Genomic DNA, 24,210 nt, shown 5'->3' with positions numbered 1-24,210 from the left:
TGTCCGTCGCATTATGTTAGTAAGTACTCGCTAACATAAACACTGGAATACCTGCCATGAATGCTGCCACCGTTTCCCTACGCCAACCAGCCGAAGCCCGCCAAGCCGAAATGGTGCAAGCTGTGCTGTGTCTGGCAGCCCAGCAAGAACCCGCCAGCATTACCACCACCGACATTGCCAAAGCGGTCGGCTTGAGCCAAGGCGCAGTCTTTCGTCACTTTCCCAATAAACAGGCGATCTGGTTGAACGTGGCGCAATGGCTGGAAGCTACCTTGATGCCATTGGTGCAAACGGCGGCGCAGTCATCCCCCGACCCGCTGACCAGCCTCGGTAACATTTTTCGCGCCCACCTGCAATTTGTGCAGGAAAACCCCGGCGTACCGCGCTTCATTTTCCACGAGTTGCAACAACCCGCTGATTCACCTGTGAAGCAGCAAGTAGCGGTTATGTTGCAAACCTACAGCGGCATTCTGATCCGCGTACTCCAGCAAGCCAAAACCGCTGGGCAAGTCTCGCCAAATCTGGATGAACGCAGTGCTGCCACCTTATTCATCGGCTCGATTCAGGGCTTGGTGATGCAAGCCATGTCGCTGGGTTCAAGCACCAGCATTCAGCCCATGATGGCAGGCGTGTGGGCATTGTATTTAAGTGCTATCCGTCAGGAGGTTGCGCCATGACATCGCCGTTATTGAAAAAAATCTTGTTACCGCTGATTGGCGTGGTGGTGCTGGGCGGTTTTGGCTGGGTCGTGACCCAACAGGGGCCAATGGCAGCTACCCGCATCACGGTAGCGACGGTCACAAACCAAGCCATCAGTGCCAGCGTGTTTGGCATTGGCACGGTGGAAGCGCGTTACAACTACCGCATCGGCCCCACGGCTGCGGGGCGCGTCCAGCAAGTGTTGGTCGATGTCGGTGACAGCGTGCAAGCGGGGCAAACCTTAGCAATCATGGATGCGGTTGACCTCGATTCCCGCATTCAAGCCGCTGGTTTAGCCGCCGAACGCGCCACTGCCAGCATCGCCAGTGCCAACGCGCAAACCAAGGAAGCGAACGCCCGTTTCACCCTTGCCCAGCACGAAGCCCAGCGTCAGCAAATCCTTGCCGCCAAAGCACTCGTCAGCCAAAGCAGCAGCGATGCCCGCCAGCAAGATTTAGCCGTTGCCAACGCCGCTGTGGAAGCCAGCCATGCCGCCGCCGCTGTCGCCAAAAAGGAACAGCAACGCCTGCAAGCCGAACAACAAGCCTTGCGCCAGCAACAAGCCAACCTCACCCTGACCGCGCCCGTTGCAGGCATGATCACCACCCGCGATGCCGAACCGGGCACAACGCTGGTTGCAGGTCAGGCGGTTCTCACCCTTGCTGACCCGCAAAGCTATTGGGTCAAAGCCCGCATCGACCAAAGCCTTGCACTAGGTTTACAAGCCGGTCAAACGGCAAGCATCACCCTGCGTTCCGCCCCGCAACAAGCCTTACCCGGCAAGCTGGTACGTATCGAACCGTTAAGCGATAGCGTCACCGAAGAACGCCTTGTCGGCATCGCGTTCACCCCTGTTCCCGCCGCGTTATCCTCTGGCGAACTGGCAGAAGTCACCCTGCAAACCGGACAAAAAGATTCCGCGCTGGTGATTCCCAACGCCGCCATTCAGCAACAAACGGGGCAATCCGGCGTATGGAAACTCAACCCTGACAACAGCCTGCAATTCACCCCGGTGCAAACCGGCATCCATTCGCTCGACGGTCAGGTAGAAATCCTCAGCGGCTTGCAAGCAGAAGACACGATCGTGGTCTACACCAGCAAAGCCCTCAGTACCGACAGCAAAATCAAGGTGGTAGCGCAATTATGATCAGCCTTGCCGCCCGTGACATTGCGCATTCGTGGTCAAAATACGTCCTCACCGGCATTGGCTTGGGTTTGCTGATCGGGGTCACGCTGTCGATGGCGGGGATTTTTCGCGGCATGGTGGACGACGCACAAGTGTTATTGCGCAACAGTCAGGCGGATGTGTGGGTGGTGCAAAAAGACACCCAAGGGCCTTACGCCGAATCGTCCAGCCTGCCCGACGATGTGTACCGCAGCATTTTGGGAATGCCGGGGGTGCAACAAGCCGCCAATGTCACCTATTTCACTATGCAGGTGCAGCATCAGGGCAAGGATACCCGCGTGATGGTGGTCGGTTTCGAGTCGGGGCAACCGGGTGCGCCGCCGTCACTGATTGCCGGACGGCACGTGACCCGTTCGCACTACGAAGCCGTGGCGGACGTGAAAGCCGGTTTCAAGCTGGGCGAAAAAATCCGCATTCGCCGCAACGAATACACCATTGTCGGCTTGAGCCAGCGCACCGTGTCATCCGGCGGCGACCCGATGGTGTTTATCCCGCTGGCGGATGCGCAGGCGGCGCAGTTCCAGAAAGACAACGACGCGATTGTGAGCGGGCGTGAACGTACCGCCGCCAACCCCGCGTTCAACCGCCCGAATGTGCCGGGTTTGCTGGAAGCGGTGCAGATGAGCCAAACCACCAGCCACAACGTCAATGCCGTGCTGGTGCAAGTGCGAGCGGGGTGGGATGCGGCGCAATTGGCGGCAGACATCCAACGCTGGAAACACCTGCAAGCCTACACCTACGCCGACATGGAAGAGATTTCGGTGAAAAAACTGATTGCCACCTCCGCCAAGCAAATCGGGTTGTTTCTCGTCATCCTCACCATTGTCAGCACTGCGATTGTGTCGTTCATTATCTACACCATGACGCTGGGCAAAATCCGCGAAATTGCGGTGTTGAAGCTGATCGGTACGCGCAACAGCACGATTTCGTGGATGATTTTGCAGGAATCCCTCGGCTTGGGGCTGGTGGGTTTCATTATCGGCAAAACGGTGGCGACCTTGTGGGCACCTGTTTTCCCCAAATACGTCTTGCTGTTACCGCTGGATGCTGTGCTAGGGCTGCTGGTGATCGTGGTGGTGTGTACGCTGGCGAGCGTCATGGCGATTCGCGCCGCGTTAAAAGTTGATCCCGCTGAAGCCATAGGAGGCTGAATATGAACAGTAAAACCTTAGTGACCGTGATTGCCGTTGCGCTGTTAGTGGGTGGCGGTGTGTATGCGCGGCTGTACCATTCCCATGAAAATAATGCCGATCATGAGGCACACGCCGCTCATGCACACGACACCGCCGCCCCACCGCAGGTAAACGGGCAACGCTGGGAAACCGATGAAGCCTTACGCACCGGGATGTTGCGGATTCGCGATGCCGCCAGCCAACAACAGGGCACAGCTTTGGCAAGCACCACCAAGACACAAGTCGACTACTTGATTACTAACTGCAAACTGGATTCCCAAGCAGATGCAGCCTTGCACGGCATTATCAGTCAATTATTGACGGGGGCAGATATGCTCAACAAAGCCCCTGATTCGCCCGATGGTGTGGAACGCATCCAGCACGCTTTGCAACAGTACCCCGAACTCTTCAACCACCCCGGTTGGCAGCCATGAACACCACTCCGGCGATTGAATTGCGCGGCTTATGCAAACGCTACGGCAGCGGCGACACGGCGGTGGACGCGCTCAAGGGCGTGGATATGCGCATTGCCCCCGGCGAAGTCGTCGGGCTGGTTGGCCCCAGCGGTTCGGGCAAAAGTACCTTGCTTAAAAGTCTGGGTGCGGTCATTGACCCGACCGCTGGGCAGATGTTTTTAGGCGGCGAAGCCATTTTCGATGGGGTCTGGAAGGTGAAAGACTTGCGCACCTTACGCCGCGACCGCATCGGTTTTGTGTTCCAAGCCCCGTACCTGATCCCGTTTCTGGACGTGACCGACAATGTGGCACTGTTGCCGATGCTGGCAGGCAAATCCAACAAGGAAGCCCGCCGTCGTGCATTGGAATTACTCGAAGCCCTCGACGTAGCCCATCGCGCGAAATCCAACCCATCGTTATTATCGGGTGGTGAACAACAGCGCGTGTCGATTGCACGGGCATTGGCAAATAATCCGCCGGTGATTCTTGCCGACGAACCCACCGCGCCGCTGGATGGCGAACGGGCATTGGCGGTGGTGAAAATCCTCAACGACATGGCGCAACAGCATCAAACCGCGATTATTGTGGTCACGCATGATGAGAAGATTATTCCGACCTTTAAGCGGCTATATCATATTCGCGATGGCAAAACGTATGAGGAAAGTGTGAGCACATGAACAATGCGCCAGAAAATTCAAAAAATAACAACGCCCTGCGCTGGCTGGAAGGCTTGCCACCGGGCTATTTTGCGGTGGCAATGGCGAGCGGCATTTTGAGTATTGCCTTCGATATGATCGGGCAGAATGTGCTGGCTAAGGGATTATTCGCCGCCACATTGCTGGCGTGGGTGGTGATGCTGGGCTTGAGTGCATGGCGTTTATGGCGTTTTCCGCAAGCAGTGAAAATCGACTTGTTGAATATCCGGCGGGTATTTGCGTTTTTTACCGTAGTGGTATCGACCAATGTGGTAGGCATTTTGTTGCATCAACACGGCTATCCACAATTGGCGTTGGCGTGTTGGGCGTTTGCCTTTGTGGTGTGGTCGTTGCTGTTATACCTGAGTTTTAGCGTGCTGACATTTTTGACGCATCCGCATACCGTGAATGTGGTGCATGGCGATTGGTTGACCTCGATTATTGCCACGCAATCGCTGGTATTGCTGGGGGTGATGGTTGCGCCGGATTTGGGCATGTACACCGATTACATGCTGGTGGAAGTGCATTTGCTGTGGCTGCTGGGGCTGGTGTTGTACGGGATTTTTGTCACCTTATTCTGCTATCGAATCTTCTTTCAACGGTTTCAGCCGGAAGACACTTCGCCCTTGTTGTGGGTCATTATGGGTGCAGCAGCGGCAGGGGTGAATGCCGGAACGGTGTTGTTGCAAACCTCGACTACCCTGAGCTTTTTACAAGCCCTGCACCCGTTTATTGACGGCGTGGCAATGCTATTGTGGTCGTGGGCAACTTGGTGGATTCCGATGCTGGTGATCTTTGGGGTGTGGAAGCACGGGGTGAAACGTTACCCGTTACGCTACGAGCCTGCGATGTGGAGCATGGTGTTTCCGCTGGGGATGTATGCGGTTGCCAGTTTCCGGCTGGGCTTGACGGCGGAGTTTCCACCGTTGCAGTGGATTTCACTGCTGATCGTGTGGGTGGGTTTTGCCGTGTGGTGTTTGGTATTGCTGGGGTTAGTTTTATTCATGTTTTTTAGTCACAAGGAAAGCTCACAATGAGAGATGTTTTTAAGCGTATTGGTGGTAAAGCCGCAGTGGATGCAGCGGTTGATCGTTTTTACGAATACATGCTGACAGATGATCGCGTCAAACACTTTTTCGCAAATATCAATATGGAAAAGCAACGCCAACACCAAAAGGATTTCATTTCCTTTGCGTTGGGCGCGGAGGGCGGTTATGCGGGTAAGGACATGCGTTCCGCTCACCAGCACATGGTCGATCACATGGGGCTTTCTGATGTGCATTTCGATGCCACCGTGGAAAATCTGGTCAAAGCCTTGCGTGATTTGAATGTGCCGGAAGACATTATCGCGGACGCGGGTGCAATCGTCGAAAGTACCCGTACTGACGTATTGTGTCGGTAAACTAAAGCGTGTGCGGGTGGTGCAATGCCATTCGCACCCAAAATGACACTTGATGTAGATCAACGCCCACCCCATGCGATTACCCTAGTGTTTACATCAACTTTATTAGTGAGAAAACTTCGCCATGATCAAACTGGAGATTACCCCGCCCGCGTCACAGCGTCATGCGTTTACCCATCTGGGTTTCCGCCCGTTCTTTTTGGCGGCGGGCTTGTATGCGGTGGTGGGCATGTTGTTATGGACTGCCCTTTACAGCTTTAACTGGCAAGGCTTACACAGTGCTTACCCGTCGATAACGTGGCACGCGCATGAAATGGTATTTGGGTATGCGGCGGCGGTTGCGGCGGGATTTTTGTTAACAGCAATCAAAAACTGGACAGGGCAACAAACCTTGAGTGGTACGCCATTGCTGCTGTTGGCGGGGTTATGGTTGGCAGCACGGGTATTGCCGTTTACGGGGTTGCCGCTGGTGTGGACAGCAGTGTTGGATGTGTTGTGGCTCACGGGTTTACTGATCGCGGCGGCATTGCCCATTATCCGGGCGAAACAATGGAATCAAGCGGCGATTGTGGGCAAGGTTGGCTTGCTGTTGCTGGCGAATGCGTTGTTTTATCTGGGTTTGCTGGGTATTTGGGCGCAAGGAATGCAACTGGGTTTGTATGCGGGTTTTTACGTCATTGTAGCGTTGATTTTGACAATGGGGCGGCGGGTAATCCCGTTTTTCATCGAACGTGGCGTGAGTTGCCCGTTTACTGCGCAGAACCATTCGTGGATTGATCGCGCCAGCCTGATTTTGTTTTTGCTGTTTATGCTGGCGGATTTGCTGGCAATGGCAAGTGGTCATCGCGGCGCAGCGTGGGCGGCAGCACTTTTGGCATTGGTGCAAGTGCCGTTACATATTTTGCGTTTGTGGGGCTGGTATCACCCCAATATCTGGCAAAAACCGTTGTTGTGGGTGCTGTATCTGGCGTATGGCTGGTTGATTGCGGGTTTTGCGCTGAAATTTCTGAGCGTGGCGGCGGGAATTTCACCGTTTTTGGCGGTTCATGCGTTTGCGTATGGCGGAATTGCTACCCTGACGGTGGGGATGATGGCGCGTGTGACCTTGGGGCATACCGGGCGTAATGTGGCGGAGCCGCCGCCACTGGTCAGCGTTATTTTCGGTTTGTTGTTCATCGGTACGCTGGTGCGGGTGGTGGCGGTGTGGTTGTTGCCGCAGTTTTACGCCTTCTGGATATTGGGTGCGCAATTTATCTGGATTGCAGCGTTCGCCCTGTTTGTGTGGCTGTACGCGCCGATGCTGATCAAACCGCGTGTGGATGGGCGTTACGGCTGAATAAAGCGGCTGGCGTAAAACCAGTAAAGTTATGGTTGTAACTTTACTGTAGAGGTTGCTACTATAACCAGATGAATTGGTTATTACTCATCATCTCCCTGCCCACCGAAAACGCCACGGCACGAATGCGCATCTGGCGGGCATTAAAAACCCTTGGTTGCGCCAGCCTGCGTGATGGCGTGTGGCTATTGCCCTCACGCCCTGATACCCATGCACGGTTTGATGGCATTACCGAAGACACCCACAAATCGGGCGGGGAGGCGTGGGTGCTAGCACTGCAAGCCGATGCGCAACAAGCCGACAGTTTCCCCGCTTTGTTTGATCGCAGTGCCGAATACACAGCATGGCTGGAGGAACTGGCGCAATTCGACCCGCTCGCCGCCGACATTGCCGCTACCCGCAAGCAACTGAAAGGGTTGGGCAAGCGGTTAGCTGCCATTACCGACACGGACTATTTCCCGCATCCGCTGCAAATCCCCGCCCGTGAACGCCTGCACACAGCAGAAGCTGCCGTGCGTGGGCGGACAGTTTCGGCTGAACCCACCTCCCAGCAGGGTGAACCGGAACGGCTCGACAAAGCAAATTTCCAAGGCAAGAGCTGGGCAACCCGCCGCGATTTGTGGGTAGACCGCCTTGCCTCAGCATGGCTGATCCACCGTTTTATTGACCCAGTAGCCCAATTCCTGTGGCTGGAAGACCTCAACACCTGCCCGCCAGAGGCATTGGGGTTTGACTTTGATGGGGCGCATTTTACCCATACCGGGCGATACGTGACCTTTGAAACCCTGCTGCATAGCTTTGGGCTGGCACAAGACACCGCCCTGCAACGGCTGGCGCATCTGGTGCATACGCTGGATGTGGGTGGCAATGCGCCGGAAGCCGCCGGATTTGCGGTGCTGTTGAAAGGTTTAAAACACCGTTCCCCCAATGATGATGTGCTGCTGGCGGAAGGCGGGCAGCTCCTCGATGATCTTTACTGCGCTTTTTCCTTACCGGAGGATTCCCTTTGAGCGATACACCACAAACTACACCACAAGCCCCGACCTTGGGTGAGGCGTTTTTCTACTGGCTGAAACTCGGTTTCATCAGCTTTGGTGGCCCGATGGGGCAGATTGCGATGATGCACACCGACTTGGTGGAAAAGAAACGCTGGATTTCCGAACACCGTTTTCTACACGCGCTGAATTTCTGCATGATTTTGCCGGGGCCGGAAGCGATCCAGTTGGCGATTTACATTAGCTGGTTGATGCACGGCGTGGTGGGAGCGGTGATGGCGGGGGTGTTGTTCTTTATGCCTGCGTTTTTGCTGCTGTCAGTGTTGGCAGGGGTATATTTGGCGTGGGGCGATGTGCCGCTGATGCAAGGTTTGTTCTATGGCATAAAACCCGCCGTGGTAGCGACTGTGCTGTTTGCGGCGTGGCGGATTGGCTCGAAGGCGCTGAAAAACAGCGTCTTGTGGGGTATCGCAGCAGCGGCTTTTATTGCCATTTTTGTGTTTGATGTCGGTTTCCCGTGGATTGTGTTGGCAGCCGCCTTGCTCGGTATCATTGGCGGTAAAGTCATGCCGGACAAGTTCAAAGGCGGTGGCGGGCATGGCGCATCCAACAAGCAATACGGCGCGGCGGTGATTGATGACCACACCCCAACACCAGCACACGCCAAGTTTTCATGGGCAAAACTCGGCATCACCGTTGCTGCTTTTATCGGCATTTGGGCTGTCGCCATGTTCGCACTGGGCGGCAGCCAAGCCTTGAGTGAGATGGGTAACTTCTTCACCAAAGCAGCATTCCTGACCATTGGCGGGGCGTATGCAGTATTACCCTACGTCTACCAAGGTGGGGTGGAACAGTTCGGCTGGTTGACAGGTGCGCAAATGATGGATGGTTTGGCACTGGGTGAAACTACGCCGGGGCCGTTAATCATGGTGGTTACTTGGGTCGGCTATCTGGGCGGTGTGGCAAAAACAGTAGTAGCCAACCCGATTGCAGCAGGCTTTGCCGGGGCTGCCGTCGCCACCTTTTTCACTTTTTTACCGTCATTCCTGTTCATCCTCGCGGTGGGGCCGGTGGTAGAAAGCTCGCGTAATGACCTCAAATTTACCGCACCCTTGACTGGCGTAACCGCTGCGGTAGTGGGTGTGATCATGAATCTGGCGGTGTTTTTTGCGTGGCATACGTTCTGGCCTAAAGCGACGGATGCTACCCCATTTGCAGCACCGCTTGAATGGTTCGCGGTGGTGGTAGCCATCGGTGCATTTGTCGCGCTGTGGAAATACAAGGTGGATGTGATGAAAGTGATCGGCGTGTGCGCCGTATTGGGTTTGAGTTATACACTCGCTATGGGAGCAATGTGAGTATGGAACGTACTATTAAACCGGAAGATTTTGCTGCAATTGCAGACACAGCAATGGTGCTGGACGTGCGCCGTTTGGAAGACCGTGCTGCCTCCAACGAAACCGTACCGTTTGCGATTTGGAAAGACCCGACCCAGATTGACCAATGGATCGAAGCCATACCCCGCAAGCATGAGGTGGTGATTTATTGTGTGCGCGGTGGCGGAGTCAGCAATAGCGTGGTTGACCGTCTGCAAGCGGAAGGCGTGAATGCCCGTTTCATTGAGGGCGGCATTGAAGGGCTGAAAGCTGCTGGTGGCAAGGTGGAAGCCAAATGAAATGGGTCACACGCGAACGTCCGAAAATTGACCGCATCGCTTGCCCGTGGCTGATTACCCGCTTTATCGACAAGGATGCCGAATTCCTCTACGTACCAGCCGATCAGGTGCTGGCAGTGGCGGAAACCAGCGGGGCTACCCCTTATGACATTCCCGACGTGGAATATTCCCACGTTGGGGCGTTATGCAGCTTCGATGCTTTCATCAGCAAGCACAACCTCACCGACCCGGCATTGCTGCAATTGGCGGTGATTGTACGCGGGGCGGATACGGCACGGCTGGATATTGCCCCGCAAGCCGCCGGATTGCTGGCGTTATCGTTGGGATTGTCACATAACTTTGCGGATGACCACGCAATGCTGGCGCAGGGCATGGTGATGTATGACGCGCTGTATGCGTGGTGCAGGCATACGCAACAGGAAACGCATAGCTGGAATTATCCGGCGTAGCATTTCACAGGAAGCACCATTATGGGTTGGATCATTACCAAATACGCTGTGACTGCCGCACTGGTGGTGTTGATTTCCGAACTGGCGAAACGCAGTGACAAGCTCGGCGGGTTTGTTGCTGCGTTACCGCTTGTCACCCTGCTGACGTTGGTGTGGTTGTATGTGGAAGGGCAACCTGCCACCAAGCTTGCCAACCATGCGTGGTATACCTTTTGGTATGTCGTGCCGACTTTGCCAATGTTTTTGGCATTCCCCGCCTTGTTGCCTCGGCTGGGGTTTTGGTTGACGCTGTTGGCATCGGCGGTGCTGACCGTGGTTTGTTTTACCGCTTTTGCCGTAGTCATGCGTCGGTTTGGGGTCGTCTTGTTGTGAGCGATTAATGCACCCTATCCTCGAAAATGGTGGGTATTGCTGACGCTCTACCCACCAGACAGTTTACTGCCCGCAGCAAGGTTGTTGCTGTTGGATGGGAGGGCATTTCACTGTACCGAATGAGCAAAACACGCAACAGTCCCTCGGATTAGGGCGTAACAGCGTTTTGCACTGCTCACATTCGTAGAAAAACCAGCAGGCATCGGTCGGCATGGTTTCCTGTTTTGAGAATCCGCAATGCGGGCAGGTCAGGATGGATTCGAGTACCGTTTCAGCCATAAGTTTACCCTCTCGTGCCATCATTTCTTGGTGTCGTCTTTGGCAGGCGTTGCCATCTTGCCCATATCATGCCCCTCGTGACCTGTTGGGGCAGACGTTGTTGCTGCCGGAGCTTCGGCTTTCTGGAATGGCATGTAGCGTACTGTCATCGGAGCAGGCGTGACCGAAAGCACCACTTTCATGTCCTCACTGGTTTTGAAATCGCCCGTGCCTTTCAGCAGGTTTTCCTCCGCTGGTTCGAGTTTCACCTCGGTTTTGGTTTCACCGGACAGTACCGTAGCAGTGGCGGTCATTCCCGCGCTGGGCTGGGCTTCATTGGCGTGGTTCATCACGTACACAGTAATGTCTTTGTCCTTAATCACTAATTCAAGGTGGTGGGTATCGGTCATGCGGATTTGCCCATCGTGCGGGGATTTTTGGCTGTCGAGGAATTCATCGGTATGCGCCACGGCATAGCCCGCAAATAGCAGTGATGCCGCCAGTAGGGTGGTTTTAAACAGTTTCATGGTTAGTTCCTTGTTGGGATAACAATTGGTTCAACGGTTGCTCGCCCCAGCGGTAAAACAGTACCGGGGTAAGCAGGGTATCGAGCAGGGTGGAACTGACCAACCCGCCGAAAATGACTAGAGCCACCGGATGCAGGATTTCCTTGCCCGGTTCGCCGCTGGCTAAGATCAGGGGCAGCAACGCAAACGCTGCCACCAACGCGGTCATCAACACGGGTGTCAGGCGTTCTAGGCTGCCGCGCACGATCATGGGGATGCCGAAGGTTTCGCCTTCATGCTGCACCAGATGCAGGTAATGGCTGATTTTGAGGATGCCGTTGCGGGTCGAAATCCCCGCCAGTGTGATGAAGCCGACCAGACTTGCCACCGACAGCGTTTGCCCCGCCAGCCACAGCGCCACCACGCCGCCGACCAGTGCCAGCGGGATATTGCCCATGATGATGAGCGCCAACACGCTGGATTGGTAACGGCTGTACAGCACCAGAAAAATCAGGGTCAGCGACACCAGCGCGAGCATGGCAATGAGTTGGGTAGCTTCCTCTTGCGCCTGAAACTGCCCTTCGAGGCGGGTGAAATAGCCTTCGGGTAACGGAAAGGCGGCAAGTTCCGCACGGATGGCTTGCACCACCGCCGCCATATCCGCGCCATCAGCGGCATTGGCGGATAGCACGATGCGGCGGCGGCTGTTTTCGCGCACGATCTGGTTGGGGCCGCTGCTGTCTTCGATGCTGGCAATCTGTTGCAAGGGGATGTAACCGGAATGGGTTTCCACCAGCAGGTTGCGCAAACCGTGGGCAGTGCGGTCAGTGTCTTGCAGGCGGATCACCACGTCAGCACGGCGGTTGTTGTCCAGCACTTGGGCGACGGTTGCGCCATTGGCAAGGGTTTCGAGGGCTTGGTTAATGCTGGCGGGGGTAACGCCGTACTGCTGCACTTTGTTGTAATCCACCCGTACCTGCAATTGCGGGATGCGCACCTGTTTTTCGAGTTGCAGATCAACCACGCCGGGAATCGCTGCCAAGCGGGTTTGCAGCGCCGTTGCCAAGCTACGTAAAGTGTCAGTGTCATCACCAAACACTTTCAAGGCGATTTGCGCCCTGACTCCAGAAAGCAAATGATCAAGGCGGTGCGAAATCGGTTGCCCGATGTTGATGGAAGCTGGGATTACCGCCAACCTTGCACGGATGTCCGCCAAGACCGCATCACGCCCACGTTCCGAAGGCTTCAAGTCCACGTCAATTTCGCCCGAATGCACCCCTTCGGCGTGTTCGTCCAGTTCAGCGCGTCCGGTGCGCCGCCCGACCTGTTTTACCTCTGGCACTTGCAACAACAGGTTTTCTGCTAATGTGCCAATGCGGTTGGATTCGGTCAGGGAAATGCCCGGTTGCAACAGCAGGCTGACCGTCAACGTGCCTTCGTTGAACGCGGGCAGGAAGGCGCGGGGAAAAAACGGGATGCTGGCGATAGCGAGCAATACCACGATCATGGCAGCACTGAGCAATAGCTTGACGTGGCGAAATGACCAGTGCAACAGGCGGGTGTCGAGGCGTTTAAGGAGGCGGACTAGCGGGGAATCTGGCTTTTCTTCCGCCGTTTGTTTCCCCAGCAAGTAATAACACAACACCGGCGTCACCGTGACCGCCACCCCCAAGCTCGCCAGTATCGACACAATGTAGGCAATGCCCAGCGGCGTAAACAAGCGCCCTTCAATTCCCGCCAAAAAGAACAGCGGCACGAACACCAGCACCACAATCAGCGTGGCATACACCACCCCGGAACGTACTTCCCGCGAAGCCGCCGCAATCACCTGCAAGGCTGGCAATGGCGCGGGCAGCAACGCATTCTGGCGCAGGCGGCGCAGCACGTTTTCCACATCGACGACCGCATCATCCACCAGTTCGCCCAAGGCAATCGCCAAACCGCCCAGCGTCATGGTATTGACCGACAAGCCAAACGCATGAAACACCAAACCTGCTGCCAGCAAGGATAGCGGGATGGCGGTCAGTGAAATCAGCGTGGTGCGCACATTCAGCAAGAACAAAAACAGCACGATCACCACCATGATAGCCCCGTCACGCAAGGCTTCCTCCACATTGCTGATGGCACTTTCGATGAAATTGGCTTGCTTGAACAGCAGGTTATCCGCCTTTACCCCGGCTGGCAGGTTGCGGTTGATCTCTGCCAAGGCACTTTCCACTTCGCGGGTGAGCTTGACCGTATCGACACTGGGCTGTTTTTGCACCGACAGGATGACCGCCGGTTTGCCCATGAAACTGGCTTCCCCGCGCTTTACCCCTGCGGCAAATTCCACCTTCGCCACCTGCTGCAACAGGATCGGCACGTTGTCACGGTGTGCTACCACTAATTGCTGCATGTCTTCCAGCTTGGTGGTGCGCCCAATGTTGCGGATCAGGTATTCCTGCGACTGTGCTTCCAGAAAGCCGCCGCTGGTATTGCTGGCAAAGCCGTGCAGCGCGGTCTGCAACTGGCTGATGCTGATGTTGAGGCGTTCCATGTTTGCCACATCGGGGGTGATGCGGTACTGGCGTACTTCGCCGCCCATCGGGATCACTTGTGATACTCCCGGAATCCCTAGCAAGCGCGGGCGCACCACCCACTCCGCCAAATCCCGCACCTCCATCGGTGTTGCTTTGCCCTCTTCCGCCGTCATTGCCACCAGCAAAATCTCACCCATGATCGAACTGATCGGCGACATTTGTGGCACAACGCCCGCCGGTAACTGGTTGGTAACTGCTCCGAGTCGCTCAGAAACTTGCTGGCGGTTACGGTAAATGTCCGTCCCCCAGCCAAATTCTACATACACAATCGACAAGCCCACACCGGAGACGGAACGTACCCGTGTCACGCCTTCCAGCCCATTCATCGCCGTTTCCAGCGGGAAGGTGACTAGTTGTTCGACCTCTTCCGGTGCAATGCCTGCCGCTTCGGTCATCAGGGTGACGGTGGGTTTATTGAGGTCGGGGAATACATCCACCGGCAATTGTCGCAGGGTAAACAACCCGTACAACATCAGCAGCAATGCCCCCATCAACACGAACAAGCGTTGTTTCAGGCTGGTCTGGATAATCGCGTTAAACATGGTAGCCCCCTAGCGCACTTGCGCCAATAAAGCCGCGCTGCTGGTGACGGCACGGATACTGCTGTTCGGTAAGCCTTCGGTAATGATTACGGTATCGGCATCCAGCGTTTGCAACTTGACCACATGTGGCGTGAAGCGTTCGGCGGCGGTTTTTACCCACACGGTTGGCTGTTGCTGGTTATTGTTGACCACGCTGCTGGCGGGTAAGAGTGTTCCTTGAATGCTGGTGCGGGTTTGCACGGCGAGTTTGAGCGGTTGCCCGATAGTGAGAGTGGATTCTCCTCTCGCTTCCACCTTAAAACGGAGGGGCAGTGCTTGGTTGCGCAGTTGTTGGCTGCTGCCGATAAAGTCAAGTGTCAGAGGTTGAGCATTGAGGGTTGCGGTTGCACCTATGATTTGTGCCGCTACTGTCGCGTCGTAGGCGAGAGCCTCGACTTGTAGCTGTTCTGGGTCGATGATTTCAAACAAGACATCGCCCGCATTGGCTTGTTGCCCTAACACCACCTTGGCACTGCTGATAATACCGGACAGTGGTGCCAACAGCGGTTGTGGCTGTTGCGCAAGGCTGCCTTGCAGGGCTTTGAGGCGAGCTTTGAGGGTGTCGGCGGTGTTACGTGCCGCATCCACTTCCATTTGTGGAACAACGCCTGCAATGCTTGCCAGCCGTACAGCATTTTTCTCTGCCAGCACCAGTTCGGAACGTACTTCAGCGATCTTGTCTTGTTGGTCGCCTTTGTCGGTATTGCTGGCGGCGGGTTCAAGGATAGCAAGGGTTTGCCCTTGTTTCACGCGGCTGCCCAGTGCAGGGAAACCACCTTCGGGGGCAAGCAAACGTCCGCCCATGGTCGGCTGGATCACGGCACTGGCGTTGGGGTCGGTCACGACCACGCCGTTAAGGGTGAAGCTTTGTGCGACCGCTTGCGGTTTCCCCAAGGCGGTGCGGATACCCAGCAGGTGTTGGGCGGGTTTGGGCATAAACAGGCTACCATCCGTCAACCGGGTGGGTTTGTCTTGCGCGGTAGGTAAGGCAACGGCGGCAGCGGGTTCATCACCTGCATGGCTGTGGTCTTCACCACCGTGGGCAAAAGCCGTTTGGGGCAACAAAGCGTCTTGCAAGAAATTGCCCCAGAATTTCCACCAAGGGGAAGAATCACCCTTGCCCTCACCGTTGGTAGCGGTAGGAATCTGTACCGTGCCAATCAGTAAGTCATTAATGCCTTTTGCCAAGACGGTGGCAGTGATTTCGTAACGCCCCGGCGTGGCAAGCCAGCCTGCATCCACTTGGACAATGCCCTTGGCATCGGTTTGCAGGGTCAGTTTCTGCCCCTTGCTTTCCAACTCTACCTTGGCGTTGGGAATGGGTTCGTTGGTGGCGAATCTGTCCACGTACAGCGTCAGCTTGCCTGCACTGATAATGCCGAACAATTCCACATCGGGTGATTGCAGTTCCCAACGTACCCCGCTACTGGCAGGGGGAATGAGGGGCGCGGGGGTTGCATCGCCGTGGCTGTGATCTTCGCCGCCGTGCGCCAACACGGGCAGGGGGAGGCTTGCCATACCCATGAGCAAGCAGCCGCTTAATGCGGCGCGTTTTAATCGTTTCATTATTGTTTACCTGAATGTTGAACACGTCTTCTCCCCTCTCCGCTCCCTGAGCGTAGCCGAAGGGAGGGAGAGGGACGGGGTGAGGGGTTCTTCAGGCAATCGGTGGGCGGTAGGGTACGTCAGCAGCTTCTGGCAATACTTGTGGGGAGAAGACTTGCGGGATGAAACTGTCTGGCGGTACGGCAGCAGGCAACATTGGCAAACTCAGGACAAACTGTGCGTGCTGGAGTTGGTCGCAATGGCAAGTATCAGCGGAAACTTGCGTCGACTGCTGTTTTTGCATTTCAAGGCAGCAGTGATGGTTAGTGGCTTGCGCATCCATCATGCTCATCATCTGCGGCATTGTTTGCACATGATGGCACACCATCGACGCTGACCAGACTGGCAGGGCAGCCATCAGCAAGATGAGGAATGTGACAATGTGCTTGCGCATACGATTAATGAATGTCCTATGAGTTACTGGATCGAATCTAGCAAAATTGTCGGGTATAAGCAAATACCTATACCCGATTCTAATTGGACACGGGAAGTATCAATGCTCCCCCTTCGTCCGTCGAATCCCCGCCAGCCGATTACCCTGCTTCTGCGGCCCGCCATTCGGGAAAATTTCGTGCAGGTAACGGTTATTGCCACGCTCTTTCCCCCACAACTGACTGAAATGCTTGATCATGTCGCGTACCGGAGCTTGCACCCGATGCGTTTCCTGATACTCGCGAATGAAATGGATCACATCCCAATGTTCCGCCGTCAGTTCTAGCCCTTCGCGGGCAGCGAGGGCGGTGGCGAAACCCGCGCTCCACTCATCCATGTTCTGAATGTAACCCTCTTGATCGGTCAGCACTTCCACCCCATCCACCACCACTGCAAGGTTGTAAATGGCGTAGGGGTTGGTTTGCATATTGTTGGCGTAAACTTGTACTGTCATGCTCAGTTCCTCTTTCAACCGGTCACAATGCGTTTGGCTTGGGCAATTTTCTCTTGCAGGCTGGTGGTGCGCACCGTTTCCAGCAACTCATCCAGCTTGAACGGGTGATGATGTTCGTAAGCCACCCCCAGTTGCGGCATATCCGCCAAACCGCTATCGCGGGCATGTTCCACAAAGCCCTTGTTCTTCCAGAAAAACGCGCCCGGCATGGTGGTGGGGATCACCAGCACATAGAACAACGCCCGCCCGATAATCGCGGAAGCCAGTGCCAACAACGTCAACAAACCGAATGCCAGCACACTACTGCTATCGGTTGCCACCATGCCTGTTGCCAGTAACAACGCTGCTGCCAGCAAGCCGTTACGCAGCCAGTACGAATTGCCGTAAGTGGTGGTTTGCTCGTAAAACGATGCTGCCCCCTCACTCTCTGCCCCTTGCAAATCACGCGCATGGAACAACAAACCGACCGCTTCCAGTGCCAGCCCCAAGCCCGCAACACTCGCGAGTGTTGCGCCCAATGCGGGTGTCATTGCACCGAACACTAACGCCACCAATGCCAGCAACAAGCTGCCCAGCGTCAGGGCTGTCCCCGCAAAGCTGCTGCCGGTTTGCCAGTGATTCCAAAACGGTCGTGCCGGAATGCGGTACAGTTTGTACATATAGTAACCACCGAACCCCATCCCCGCCAAACCCACAGCAGTAAAGGCATTTTGCAGGAAAGCAGCAAAGCCACCCTCAAACAGGGCAAAGAAACTGTACCCCGCCAACCCCATAAAAAATAACGATACTCCGGCAATTTCACGGCTGACGGGCGACAGTTTCAGGTTGTAAAACCCCCGATAGAAACGGTGTGGCTTGCCCAGATGCAAATTCAGTTTAGCAAGACCAACGGTATGTAACAGGATCATGGCAATCGTGGTTGGAATATAAGCATCACTACCAATAAACCCAATCACCGCCGGAATATGCAGCCATGCCCCGATTGCCAGCAGCAGGAATGCACCCATCACCGCCTGCACACTCAGGGTAAACGCGACGTGCGCGTTCTCGTGCGAACCCAGTAATTTCTGCACATTCCATTCACGCTTGAAGCCGTGCTTGGGGTCAAGCGTCGGCTTGTACGCACCATCCACCTCATCGCGGTGGTATTTCAGCGGGGTACTGTCCACCCGCACCATGTCGCGTTGCACCGCCTTTTTCTGCTGGAAACGGATATTCGGGTGGGTAATGTCAGTGCGCGGGAAACCGGGGATTGCCGCTTTCGCTTGTTCGCGCCCTTCAGGAACATTTTCCACCACACCAAAATCCAGTGCCTTGCCCAGACAAGCGGACACACAGGCGGGTTTCAAGCCGACTTCCAGCCGATCCACGCACATATTGCACTTGCTCACTTGCCCCTTCACCGGGTCAAGCTGTGGTGCATTGTAAGGGCAAACCCACGTGCAGTAACCGCAGCCGAAACAGGTGTCCGGGTCTTGTAGCACCGCGCCGTATTCAGCGAGCTTGGTATAAGCGCGGGTCGGGCAACCTTTCAAACACACCGGGTCGTCGCAGTGGTTGCACGCCATCGAAATGTTGATGCGGCGGTAATCGGGGTAAGTGCCGCCTTCCACGAAGCCAACTGATCGGAACGCAATATGCGCCGGATTGTCGTTCTTTTCGCTGCACGCCGCTTCACAGGCATGGCAGGCAATGCAGTTGTCGGCATTGAAATAGAAACCGTGCTGCTTGTAACGGTTGGGGTTGCTGCCCACTTCGCCATCACCGTTGATGTTCAACGACTGGTCGCGGCGGGCATCGTCAGCCGCCACGGTTTCAATCGGTTTGCCATAACGGTTGACGGTCTGGCTGGTCGGGTCGTTGAGCAGGGCGTAGTCCGGCTCGTTTTCGCGTACTTTAAACATCTTGTTTTCCCTTTAGAACTTCCGCATTTCCATCGACAGTTTTGCTGCTGCCACCTGATCGGCAATCGTCTCGATGCGCACCGCTGACTGCTTGTAGGCAGGCTGGCGAGAGTGCGGGTCAAGCAAACCCAAGGTCAGGCGGTTGGCGCAGTCATGGAAGTGGAACGGCAAAAACACCATGTTTTTGGGGACGCGGTGGGTCGGTTGCGCCATCGCTACCGCATCGCCGCGCCGTGACACCAACCGCACGTATTCGCCACGTTGGATGCCAAGTTCCGCCGCCAAATCCGGGTTGATTTCGATGAACGGAATCGGGCTGTACTTGTTGTTGTTACCGATTTTCCCGGTCTTGGTGCGCCCGTGCCAATGCTCGATCAAGCGTCCAGTATTCAGCCACACTGGGAATTTTTCATCCGGCACTTCGTTATTGTCGATGAAAGGCAGCGGGATGAGTTTGGCGCGACCGTCGGGGTAGCTGAACGTGCCATCCACTGTGTAAATGCGCTTGCCGCCTTTGGGCGGGGCTTCGCCTTGCTCGCGCTGGGTGGCGGTGTAGGGCCATTGCACCCCACGGTTTTGTTCCAGCAATGCGTGATCCATACCGGAAATGTCCGCCAGCCGTCCCTTTGACAGTTGCCCCATTTCGAGGAAAATATCACCTGCCTGTTCTGGGAAATTCACCTTGCCTGCCTTATTGAAGCGTTCCGCCACGCGGTTGAAAATCCACAGGTCGGGTTTGGCTTCGCCCGGTGGGGCAGTCACTGGCTTGACGCGGTTGATGCGGCGTTCGGTGTTGGTCATTACCCCGTCTTTTTCCGCCCATGTTCCGGCGGGCAAGTACATATGGGCGTATTGCGCACTTTCGGTGTCCTGATAGCAGTCCTGCACGCAGCAGAATTCCAGTTGCTCCATTGCACGGCGGATGCGGGCGGTATTGGGCAAGGAACTCATCGGGTTGGTGGCAATCAGCCACAAGCCCTTGATTTGCCCCGCTTCCATCGCCTGATAGATGTCGGTTTGCAGCATCCCGCGTTTTTTGGGGAAAAATTCCGGGTCAACATTCCAGAATTTGGCGACTTCCTCACGGTGTTCCGGCACTTCCAGATAGCGGAAGCTGGGCAAGCCGGAACAGGATGACCATTCGCGTGTGCCCATTGCATTGCATTGCCCGGTGATCGACAAGGACGTGCCGCCCGGTTTACCGATATTCCCCGTGATTAGCGCGAGGTTGTTGATGCCCACCACGCCATCGGAGCCGTGGGTAGACTGGTTGATGCCCATTGTCCAGATTTGCATCGCAGCCGGGGCTTTGGCGAAGGTACGCGCTACCACACGGATGGTGTCTTCGTCGATGCCGCAGATTTTGGCAGCGGTTACGGGGTCATATTTTTCAACTTCCGTCCGTAATGCCTCAACACCGTTGGTATTCGCGTCGATGTAACGCTGGTCGTGCAAGCCTTCCTTGAAAATGACGTGCATCATGGCGTTCATCAACACCACATCCGTCCCCGGCGTGATGGTCAGGTGCATATTCGCATTCTGCGCCAGCATGGTCACACGCGGGTCAACCACAATCAGCGGGAAGCCGGACTTTTCCTGCGCCTCTTTCATGCGCCAGTAAATGATCGGGTGCTGTTCCGGCAGGTTGGAACCCCACGCAATCAGGCAGCCCGTATGCTCGAAATCCTCATAGCACCCCGGCGGGCCATCCGACCCGAACGAACGCTTGTAGCCGGACACCGCCGACGACATACACAAGGTGGTGTTGCCGTCGTAGTTGTTTGTACCAATCAGCCCACGGGTGAGCTTGCCCAAGGTATAAAATTCCTCGGTGAGCATTTGCCCGGTGGAAATGATGGCGAACGAATCCGGCCCGTGTTTGGCTTGCACCCGGCGGATTTCGTCGTGCAACTTGTCCAGCGCGGTATCCCATTGGGTGGGTTGCCACTGGTCATGCCAGTGGTTGCGCAGCATTGGAGCCAAGCCGCGTCCGGCGGAGGTGAACAGTTCATGCTCGAAAATCCCTTTCAGGCACAGCTTGCCACGGTTCACATCCGCATCTGCCACGCCGCGTGAAGCGACAGGTGTGCCATCAGCATTCAAACCGACCTCGATGGAACAGCCCGTGGAACAATAGCCGCAGGCGGCGTATTTCCATTCCGCCACCTGTTTATCGGCGATTTTGATAGGGTTCTTTTGGGTTCTGCCAAATAACATAGTAGCCCCTTAACAAGCCGATGCTTCGTCTTCCGTCACCAACTGCAAATACACCTTGCCGTCCTCGATCTTGACCGGAAACACGTTGGTGCAACCACGGTCAGGCGCAAGCGCACCACCCGTGTGCAGATCAATCTTCCAGTTGTGCAACGGGCAGGTCACGGTATGCCCGTGGACAATGCCCTGTGACAACGGCCCACCGCGATGCGGGCAAGCGTCACGCACCGCAAACACGCTATCGTCAGAGGCGCGGAACACGGCAATGTCCATGTCGCGGGTCTTGATCAGGCGCGAACCCAATACGGGAATCTTGTACAATTCCACCACTTCTATCCATTTGCTCATTGTTATGTCCTCTTAGGCTTCGATCAAGATGGGGGTAAATTCGTTGGCTTCTGCACCTTCCGCGCGGGCTTTCCACGGGTCGATTTGTGCAGGCTGCTGAGAAATCAGGAAACGCTCATACAGGGCTTTGCGGTTGGCGGCATCACCCAAAATCGCGGTTTTGACCTTTTCCAGCCCGACACGCTCCACCCACGGGGCGGTACGTTCCAGATAATGCGCATCTTCGCGGTAGAACTGGCAGAACGCGCCGGTGTATTCCAGCACTTCTGCCTCGGTTTCGACTTTGCACAGCAGGTCAGTGACGCGCACCTTAATACCGCCGTTGCCGCCGATGTGTAGCTCGTAGCCGGAATCCACGCACACCACCCCGATGTCCTTAATGGTCGCTTCCGCACAGTTGCGCGGGCAACCGGACACCGCCAGCTTGAACTTGTGTGGCATCCACGAACCCCACGTCAGTTCTTCCAGCTTTACGCCCAAGCCGGTGGAATCTTGCGTACCGAAGCGACACCATTCGCTACCGACGCAGGTTTTCACGGTACGCATCGCTTTGCCGTAAGCATGACCGGAGACGAAACCCGCCGCGCTTAAATCCTTCCACATCGCAGGCAACTGTTCTTTTTGAATGCCGAACATATCAATGCGTTGCCCGCCCGTGACTTTCATGGTTGGCACTTCGTATTTGTCGGCAACGTCAGCAATGGCGCGGAGTTGGTCGGAAGTACACATCCCGCCAAACATCCGGGGCACGACGGAATAGCTGCCGTCTTTCTGGATATTGCCGTGAACCCGTTCGTTGATGTAGCGCGATTGCGCATCGTCCACGTATTCGGTGGGGAAGGCGCACAGCAGGTAGTAGTTGAGCGCGTTACGGCACGTCGGGCAGCCATCCGGCGTTTTCCACTCGAAATGGTCACGCACGGCGGGCATGGTTTTCAGCTCATGCTTGAGGATGCCGGAACGAATTTCGTCATGGGTATAGTCGGTGCATTTGCACAGCGGCTTGGTTTTCGGCGTGGCGGAATATTCCCCGCCGACGGTGTGTGCCAGCAACGACTCGACCAACCCCGTACATGAGCCGCACGAAGCCGATGCTTTGGTGTGGGCGCGGACTTCATCCAGTGTGAACAGTTTTTTCTCGGTAATGGCTTTTACGATGTCGCCTTTGCACACGCCGTTACAGCCACAGATTTCGGCAGAGTCGGGCAGGCTGGCAACGCGGGTTTCCGGGTTATGCCCAGAGTCGCCCAGATTATGTTGCCCGAACAGGATGGTTTTACGGAAAGCGGAAATGTCCGTACCATCCTTCATCATCTCAAAGTACCAGCTACCGTCCACGGTATCGCCGTACATCACCGCACCCTTGATCTTATTGTCTTGCAACACCAGCCGTTTGTACGTGCCGGAAGCCGCATCCTTGAACACCAAATCTTCGGTCTTGTCGTTGCCGATGAAATCGCCCGCTGAGAACAACTCAATCCCTGTCACTTTCAAGCGGGTGGACGTGACTGTTCCCCGGTATTGGGCAATGCCGTATTTTGCCAAGTGATTGGCTGCAACTTTGGCTTGCTCAAATAACGGCGCAACCAGCCCGTAAGCCGTGCCGCGATGCTGGACGCACTCGCCAATCGCGTAGATTTTCGGGTCGGTAATGGTTTGCAGGGTGTCGCTGACCACAATACCGCGTTCGCAATGCAAGCCTGCGGCTTTACCCAGTTCGATATTCGGCTTGATCCCGACCGCCATCACCACGAGGTCGGCGGGAATTTCCGTGCCGTTTTTGAAACGTATTCCAGTGACGCGCTCATTGCCGAGGATTTCAGCGGTGCTGTGTTCCATCAGGAATTTCATGCCGCGCTCTTCCAAGGATTTTTGCAGCATGGTAGCCGCAGGCTTGTCGAGCTGGCGTTCCATCAGGGTGTCGAGCAAATGCACAACGGTGACATCCATGCCTTGCTTCATCAGCCCGTTGGCTGCTTCCAGACCCAGCAAGCCACCGCCGATAACGACGGCGTGTTGGTGGTTGCGGGCAGCTTCCAGCATGGTGTCCACGTCTTTAATGTCGCGGAAACCGATGACACCCTGCTTGTCTGCACCGGGGAGCGGCAGCATGAAAGACAGCGATCCGGTGGCAATAATCAAGCGGTCGTATTTGGCTACCGTGCCATCAGAGGCGATCACTTCGCGGCGGGCGCGGTTAATTTGCTCGACCTTTTTGCCCTTGTGCAGGGTAATACCATTGTCCACATACCACTGTTCACTATTGAGCATGATCTGCTCAATAGTCTTTTCACTCGCCAGCACGGGTGACAGCATAATGCGGTTGTAGTTACCGTAAGGCTCTTCGCCAAACACCGTGATGTTGTAGGCATCGGGGGCAAGTTTCAGCAGTTCTTCGAGGGTGCGTACACCCGCCATGCCGTTGCCGATCAGTACCAGATTTTCTTTGAGCATTGTGTGCCTCTTTCCCAAAAACAAAAAAGCCCTGAACCCGCTGCCGCCAAAGACGGTTGCAGGGGTTCAGGGCTTCGTTACCCGGATGTAAAACACGCGCCATTGCGTGTTTGTGGTGCTTGCCTGTATCAGTCGCCGTTGACCGAGGGCAAATCCTGTGCGTGATTATGCAATATCAGTGCCAGATTCCCATTCATAAGGCATTGCTGATAAAACAAGGCGGTTATGGGGCGATGTGGGGGAAGGTGTTGTGCTGTTTTGGTGCGTCTATAACAGCTTTGCACCAGTTTGGATCACCCTGTTGGTGTAATTGTTGTGAATGCGACAAGCTGCCATGCACTTTTATGGGCTGGCACAGTAATTGCAGACAAACACCAGCATTGAACACTGTCAACGACGATGGTGTTTGTTACAAACACTGTTTGCCCGCACAATGCCG

General features: G+C 55.7%; 23 protein-coding genes. 13 read left to right on the top strand and 10 right to left on the bottom strand.

Annotated elements, in window-relative coordinates:
• Positions 1-56 precede the first annotated feature (56 nt).
• From J9260_RS06490 to J9260_RS06430, 13 genes are all read left to right on the top strand, one after another.
• On the top strand, positions 57-677 hold the full coding sequence (locus tag J9260_RS06490; protein WP_210220206.1) for a TetR/AcrR family transcriptional regulator: 621 nt from the start codon (positions 57-59) through the stop codon (positions 675-677).
• Positions 674-1,846, top strand: coding sequence for an efflux RND transporter periplasmic adaptor subunit (locus tag J9260_RS06485; protein ID WP_210220205.1), 1,173 nt, complete (start codon positions 674-676; stop codon positions 1,844-1,846). The genes J9260_RS06490 and J9260_RS06485 overlap by 4 nt, the downstream gene beginning before the upstream one ends.
• Positions 1,843-3,036, top strand: a complete 1,194-nt coding sequence (locus J9260_RS06480) for an ABC transporter permease (RefSeq protein WP_210220204.1) — start codon at positions 1,843-1,845, stop codon at positions 3,034-3,036. The genes J9260_RS06485 and J9260_RS06480 overlap by 4 nt, the downstream gene beginning before the upstream one ends.
• Before the next feature lie 2 nt (positions 3,037-3,038).
• Complete coding sequence (locus J9260_RS06475) at positions 3,039-3,491, top strand: hypothetical protein (protein ID WP_210220203.1); 453 nt, start codon at positions 3,039-3,041, stop codon at positions 3,489-3,491.
• Positions 3,488-4,189: an ABC transporter ATP-binding protein gene (locus J9260_RS06470; RefSeq protein ID WP_210220202.1), complete on the top strand. Its 702-nt coding sequence runs from the start codon at positions 3,488-3,490 to the stop codon at positions 4,187-4,189. The genes J9260_RS06475 and J9260_RS06470 overlap by 4 nt, the downstream gene beginning before the upstream one ends.
• Positions 4,186-5,244 carry a tellurite resistance/C4-dicarboxylate transporter family protein gene (locus J9260_RS06465; protein WP_210220201.1) on the top strand — a complete coding sequence of 353 codons (1,059 nt, stop codon included), beginning with the start codon at positions 4,186-4,188 and terminating at the stop codon, positions 5,242-5,244. The genes J9260_RS06470 and J9260_RS06465 overlap by 4 nt, the downstream gene beginning before the upstream one ends.
• Positions 5,241-5,609, top strand: coding sequence for a group I truncated hemoglobin (locus J9260_RS06460; RefSeq protein ID WP_202716653.1), 369 nt, complete (start codon positions 5,241-5,243; stop codon positions 5,607-5,609). Before J9260_RS06465 ends, J9260_RS06460 begins: the two co-directional genes overlap by 4 nt.
• A gap of 124 nt (positions 5,610-5,733) precedes the next feature.
• Positions 5,734-6,945, top strand: coding sequence for an NnrS family protein (locus J9260_RS06455; RefSeq protein ID WP_210220200.1), 1,212 nt, complete (start codon positions 5,734-5,736; stop codon positions 6,943-6,945).
• A 71-nt stretch (positions 6,946-7,016) separates the two neighbouring features.
• A complete protein-coding gene (locus J9260_RS06450; protein ID WP_210220199.1) occupies positions 7,017-7,955 on the top strand; it encodes a chromate resistance protein ChrB domain-containing protein in 939 nt (312 codons plus the stop codon).
• Complete coding sequence (chrA, locus tag J9260_RS06445) at positions 7,952-9,298, top strand: chromate efflux transporter (RefSeq protein WP_210220198.1); 1,347 nt, start codon at positions 7,952-7,954, stop codon at positions 9,296-9,298. The genes J9260_RS06450 and chrA overlap by 4 nt, the downstream gene beginning before the upstream one ends.
• A 2-nt stretch (positions 9,299-9,300) precedes the next feature.
• The gene (locus tag J9260_RS06440; protein WP_210220197.1) at positions 9,301-9,615 is read left to right on the top strand and encodes a rhodanese-like domain-containing protein; all 315 of its coding nucleotides are present in this window, start codon (positions 9,301-9,303) and stop codon (positions 9,613-9,615) included.
• On the top strand, positions 9,612-10,064 hold the full coding sequence (locus tag J9260_RS06435) for a chromate resistance protein ChrB domain-containing protein (RefSeq protein WP_210220196.1): 453 nt from the start codon (positions 9,612-9,614) through the stop codon (positions 10,062-10,064). The genes J9260_RS06440 and J9260_RS06435 overlap by 4 nt, the downstream gene beginning before the upstream one ends.
• A 21-nt stretch (positions 10,065-10,085) precedes the next feature.
• On the top strand, positions 10,086-10,436 hold the full coding sequence (locus J9260_RS06430) for a DUF3147 family protein (RefSeq protein ID WP_210220195.1): 351 nt from the start codon (positions 10,086-10,088) through the stop codon (positions 10,434-10,436).
• A 63-nt stretch (positions 10,437-10,499) separates the two neighbouring features.
• Here the strand turns inward: J9260_RS06430 and J9260_RS06425 are convergent, their stop codons facing one another.
• From J9260_RS06425 to nirB, 10 genes are all read right to left on the bottom strand, one after another.
• On the bottom strand, positions 10,500-10,715 hold the full coding sequence (locus J9260_RS06425) for a GDCCVxC domain-containing (seleno)protein (RefSeq protein ID WP_210220194.1): 216 nt from the start codon (positions 10,713-10,715) through the stop codon (positions 10,500-10,502).
• Between the two features lie 20 nt (positions 10,716-10,735).
• Entirely contained in the window at positions 10,736-11,221 is a 486-nt protein-coding gene (locus tag J9260_RS06420; protein ID WP_210220193.1) for a hypothetical protein, read from the bottom strand.
• Positions 11,208-14,321, bottom strand: coding sequence for an efflux RND transporter permease subunit (locus J9260_RS06415; protein ID WP_210220192.1), 3,114 nt, complete (start codon positions 14,319-14,321; stop codon positions 11,208-11,210). Before J9260_RS06415 ends, J9260_RS06420 begins: the two co-directional genes overlap by 14 nt.
• 9 nt (positions 14,322-14,330) lie before the next feature.
• On the bottom strand, positions 14,331-15,926 hold the full coding sequence (locus J9260_RS06410) for an HlyD family efflux transporter periplasmic adaptor subunit (RefSeq protein WP_210220191.1): 1,596 nt from the start codon (positions 15,924-15,926) through the stop codon (positions 14,331-14,333).
• A 91-nt stretch (positions 15,927-16,017) separates the two neighbouring features.
• The gene (locus J9260_RS06405; protein WP_210220190.1) at positions 16,018-16,359 is read right to left on the bottom strand and encodes a hypothetical protein; all 342 of its coding nucleotides are present in this window, start codon (positions 16,357-16,359) and stop codon (positions 16,018-16,020) included.
• A gap of 99 nt (positions 16,360-16,458) precedes the next feature.
• A complete protein-coding gene (locus J9260_RS06400) occupies positions 16,459-16,851 on the bottom strand; it encodes a TusE/DsrC/DsvC family sulfur relay protein (RefSeq protein WP_210220189.1) in 393 nt (130 codons plus the stop codon).
• A 14-nt stretch (positions 16,852-16,865) separates the two neighbouring features.
• A complete protein-coding gene (locus tag J9260_RS06395; RefSeq protein ID WP_210220188.1) occupies positions 16,866-18,755 on the bottom strand; it encodes a DmsC/YnfH family molybdoenzyme membrane anchor subunit in 1,890 nt (629 codons plus the stop codon).
• 12 nt (positions 18,756-18,767) lie between these two features.
• Positions 18,768-20,972: a molybdopterin oxidoreductase family protein gene (locus J9260_RS06390; protein ID WP_210220187.1), complete on the bottom strand. Its 2,205-nt coding sequence runs from the start codon at positions 20,970-20,972 to the stop codon at positions 18,768-18,770.
• 9 nt (positions 20,973-20,981) lie between these two features.
• Positions 20,982-21,317, bottom strand: a complete 336-nt coding sequence (gene nirD, locus J9260_RS06385; RefSeq protein WP_210220186.1) for a nitrite reductase small subunit NirD — start codon at positions 21,315-21,317, stop codon at positions 20,982-20,984.
• 12 nt (positions 21,318-21,329) lie between these two features.
• The gene (nirB, locus tag J9260_RS06380) at positions 21,330-23,771 is read right to left on the bottom strand and encodes a nitrite reductase large subunit NirB (protein WP_210220185.1); all 2,442 of its coding nucleotides are present in this window, start codon (positions 23,769-23,771) and stop codon (positions 21,330-21,332) included.
• Positions 23,772-24,210: the final 439 nt, after the last annotated feature.

It is taken from the genome of Thiothrix unzii (genome assembly GCF_017901175.1).
Lineage (GTDB): Bacteria > Pseudomonadota > Gammaproteobacteria > Thiotrichales > Thiotrichaceae > Thiothrix > Thiothrix unzii.
Note: the sequence above shows the minus strand (reverse complement) of the source record. Positions and strands in the feature narration are given on the sequence as shown.

Excerpts from the sequence above, each read along its gene's own strand:
- J9260_RS06460 (WP_202716653.1), top strand. The coding sequence starts at position 5,241 with ATGAGAGATGTTTTTAAGCGTATTGGTGGTAAAGCCGCAGTGGATGCA.
- J9260_RS06470 (WP_210220202.1), top strand. The coding sequence starts at position 3,488 with ATGAACACCACTCCGGCGATTGAATTGCGCGGCTTATGCAAACGCTAC.
- J9260_RS06440 (WP_210220197.1), top strand. The coding sequence starts at position 9,301 with ATGGAACGTACTATTAAACCGGAAGATTTTGCTGCAATTGCAGACACA.
- J9260_RS06485 (WP_210220205.1), top strand. The coding sequence starts at position 674 with ATGACATCGCCGTTATTGAAAAAAATCTTGTTACCGCTGATTGGCGTG.
- J9260_RS06490 (WP_210220206.1), top strand. The coding sequence starts at position 57 with ATGAATGCTGCCACCGTTTCCCTACGCCAACCAGCCGAAGCCCGCCAA.
- nirB (WP_210220185.1), bottom strand. The coding sequence starts at position 23,771 with ATGCTCAAAGAAAATCTGGTACTGATCGGCAACGGCATGGCGGGTGTA.
- J9260_RS06465 (WP_210220201.1), top strand. The coding sequence starts at position 4,186 with ATGAACAATGCGCCAGAAAATTCAAAAAATAACAACGCCCTGCGCTGG.
- J9260_RS06475 (WP_210220203.1), top strand. The coding sequence starts at position 3,039 with ATGAACAGTAAAACCTTAGTGACCGTGATTGCCGTTGCGCTGTTAGTG.
- J9260_RS06395 (WP_210220188.1), bottom strand. The coding sequence starts at position 18,755 with ATGTTTAAAGTACGCGAAAACGAGCCGGACTACGCCCTGCTCAACGAC.
- J9260_RS06410 (WP_210220191.1), bottom strand. The coding sequence starts at position 15,926 with ATGAAACGATTAAAACGCGCCGCATTAAGCGGCTGCTTGCTCATGGGT.
- J9260_RS06450 (WP_210220199.1), top strand. The coding sequence starts at position 7,017 with ATGAATTGGTTATTACTCATCATCTCCCTGCCCACCGAAAACGCCACG.
- J9260_RS06480 (WP_210220204.1), top strand. The coding sequence starts at position 1,843 with ATGATCAGCCTTGCCGCCCGTGACATTGCGCATTCGTGGTCAAAATAC.
- J9260_RS06455 (WP_210220200.1), top strand. The coding sequence starts at position 5,734 with ATGATCAAACTGGAGATTACCCCGCCCGCGTCACAGCGTCATGCGTTT.
- J9260_RS06435 (WP_210220196.1), top strand. The coding sequence starts at position 9,612 with ATGAAATGGGTCACACGCGAACGTCCGAAAATTGACCGCATCGCTTGC.
- nirD (WP_210220186.1), bottom strand. The coding sequence starts at position 21,317 with ATGAGCAAATGGATAGAAGTGGTGGAATTGTACAAGATTCCCGTATTG.
- J9260_RS06430 (WP_210220195.1), top strand. The coding sequence starts at position 10,086 with ATGGGTTGGATCATTACCAAATACGCTGTGACTGCCGCACTGGTGGTG.
- J9260_RS06400 (WP_210220189.1), bottom strand. The coding sequence starts at position 16,851 with ATGACAGTACAAGTTTACGCCAACAATATGCAAACCAACCCCTACGCC.
- J9260_RS06390 (WP_210220187.1), bottom strand. The coding sequence starts at position 20,972 with ATGTTATTTGGCAGAACCCAAAAGAACCCTATCAAAATCGCCGATAAA.
- J9260_RS06405 (WP_210220190.1), bottom strand. The coding sequence starts at position 16,359 with ATGCGCAAGCACATTGTCACATTCCTCATCTTGCTGATGGCTGCCCTG.
- J9260_RS06425 (WP_210220194.1), bottom strand. The coding sequence starts at position 10,715 with ATGGCTGAAACGGTACTCGAATCCATCCTGACCTGCCCGCATTGCGGA.
- J9260_RS06420 (WP_210220193.1), bottom strand. The coding sequence starts at position 11,221 with ATGAAACTGTTTAAAACCACCCTACTGGCGGCATCACTGCTATTTGCG.
- J9260_RS06415 (WP_210220192.1), bottom strand. The coding sequence starts at position 14,321 with ATGTTTAACGCGATTATCCAGACCAGCCTGAAACAACGCTTGTTCGTG.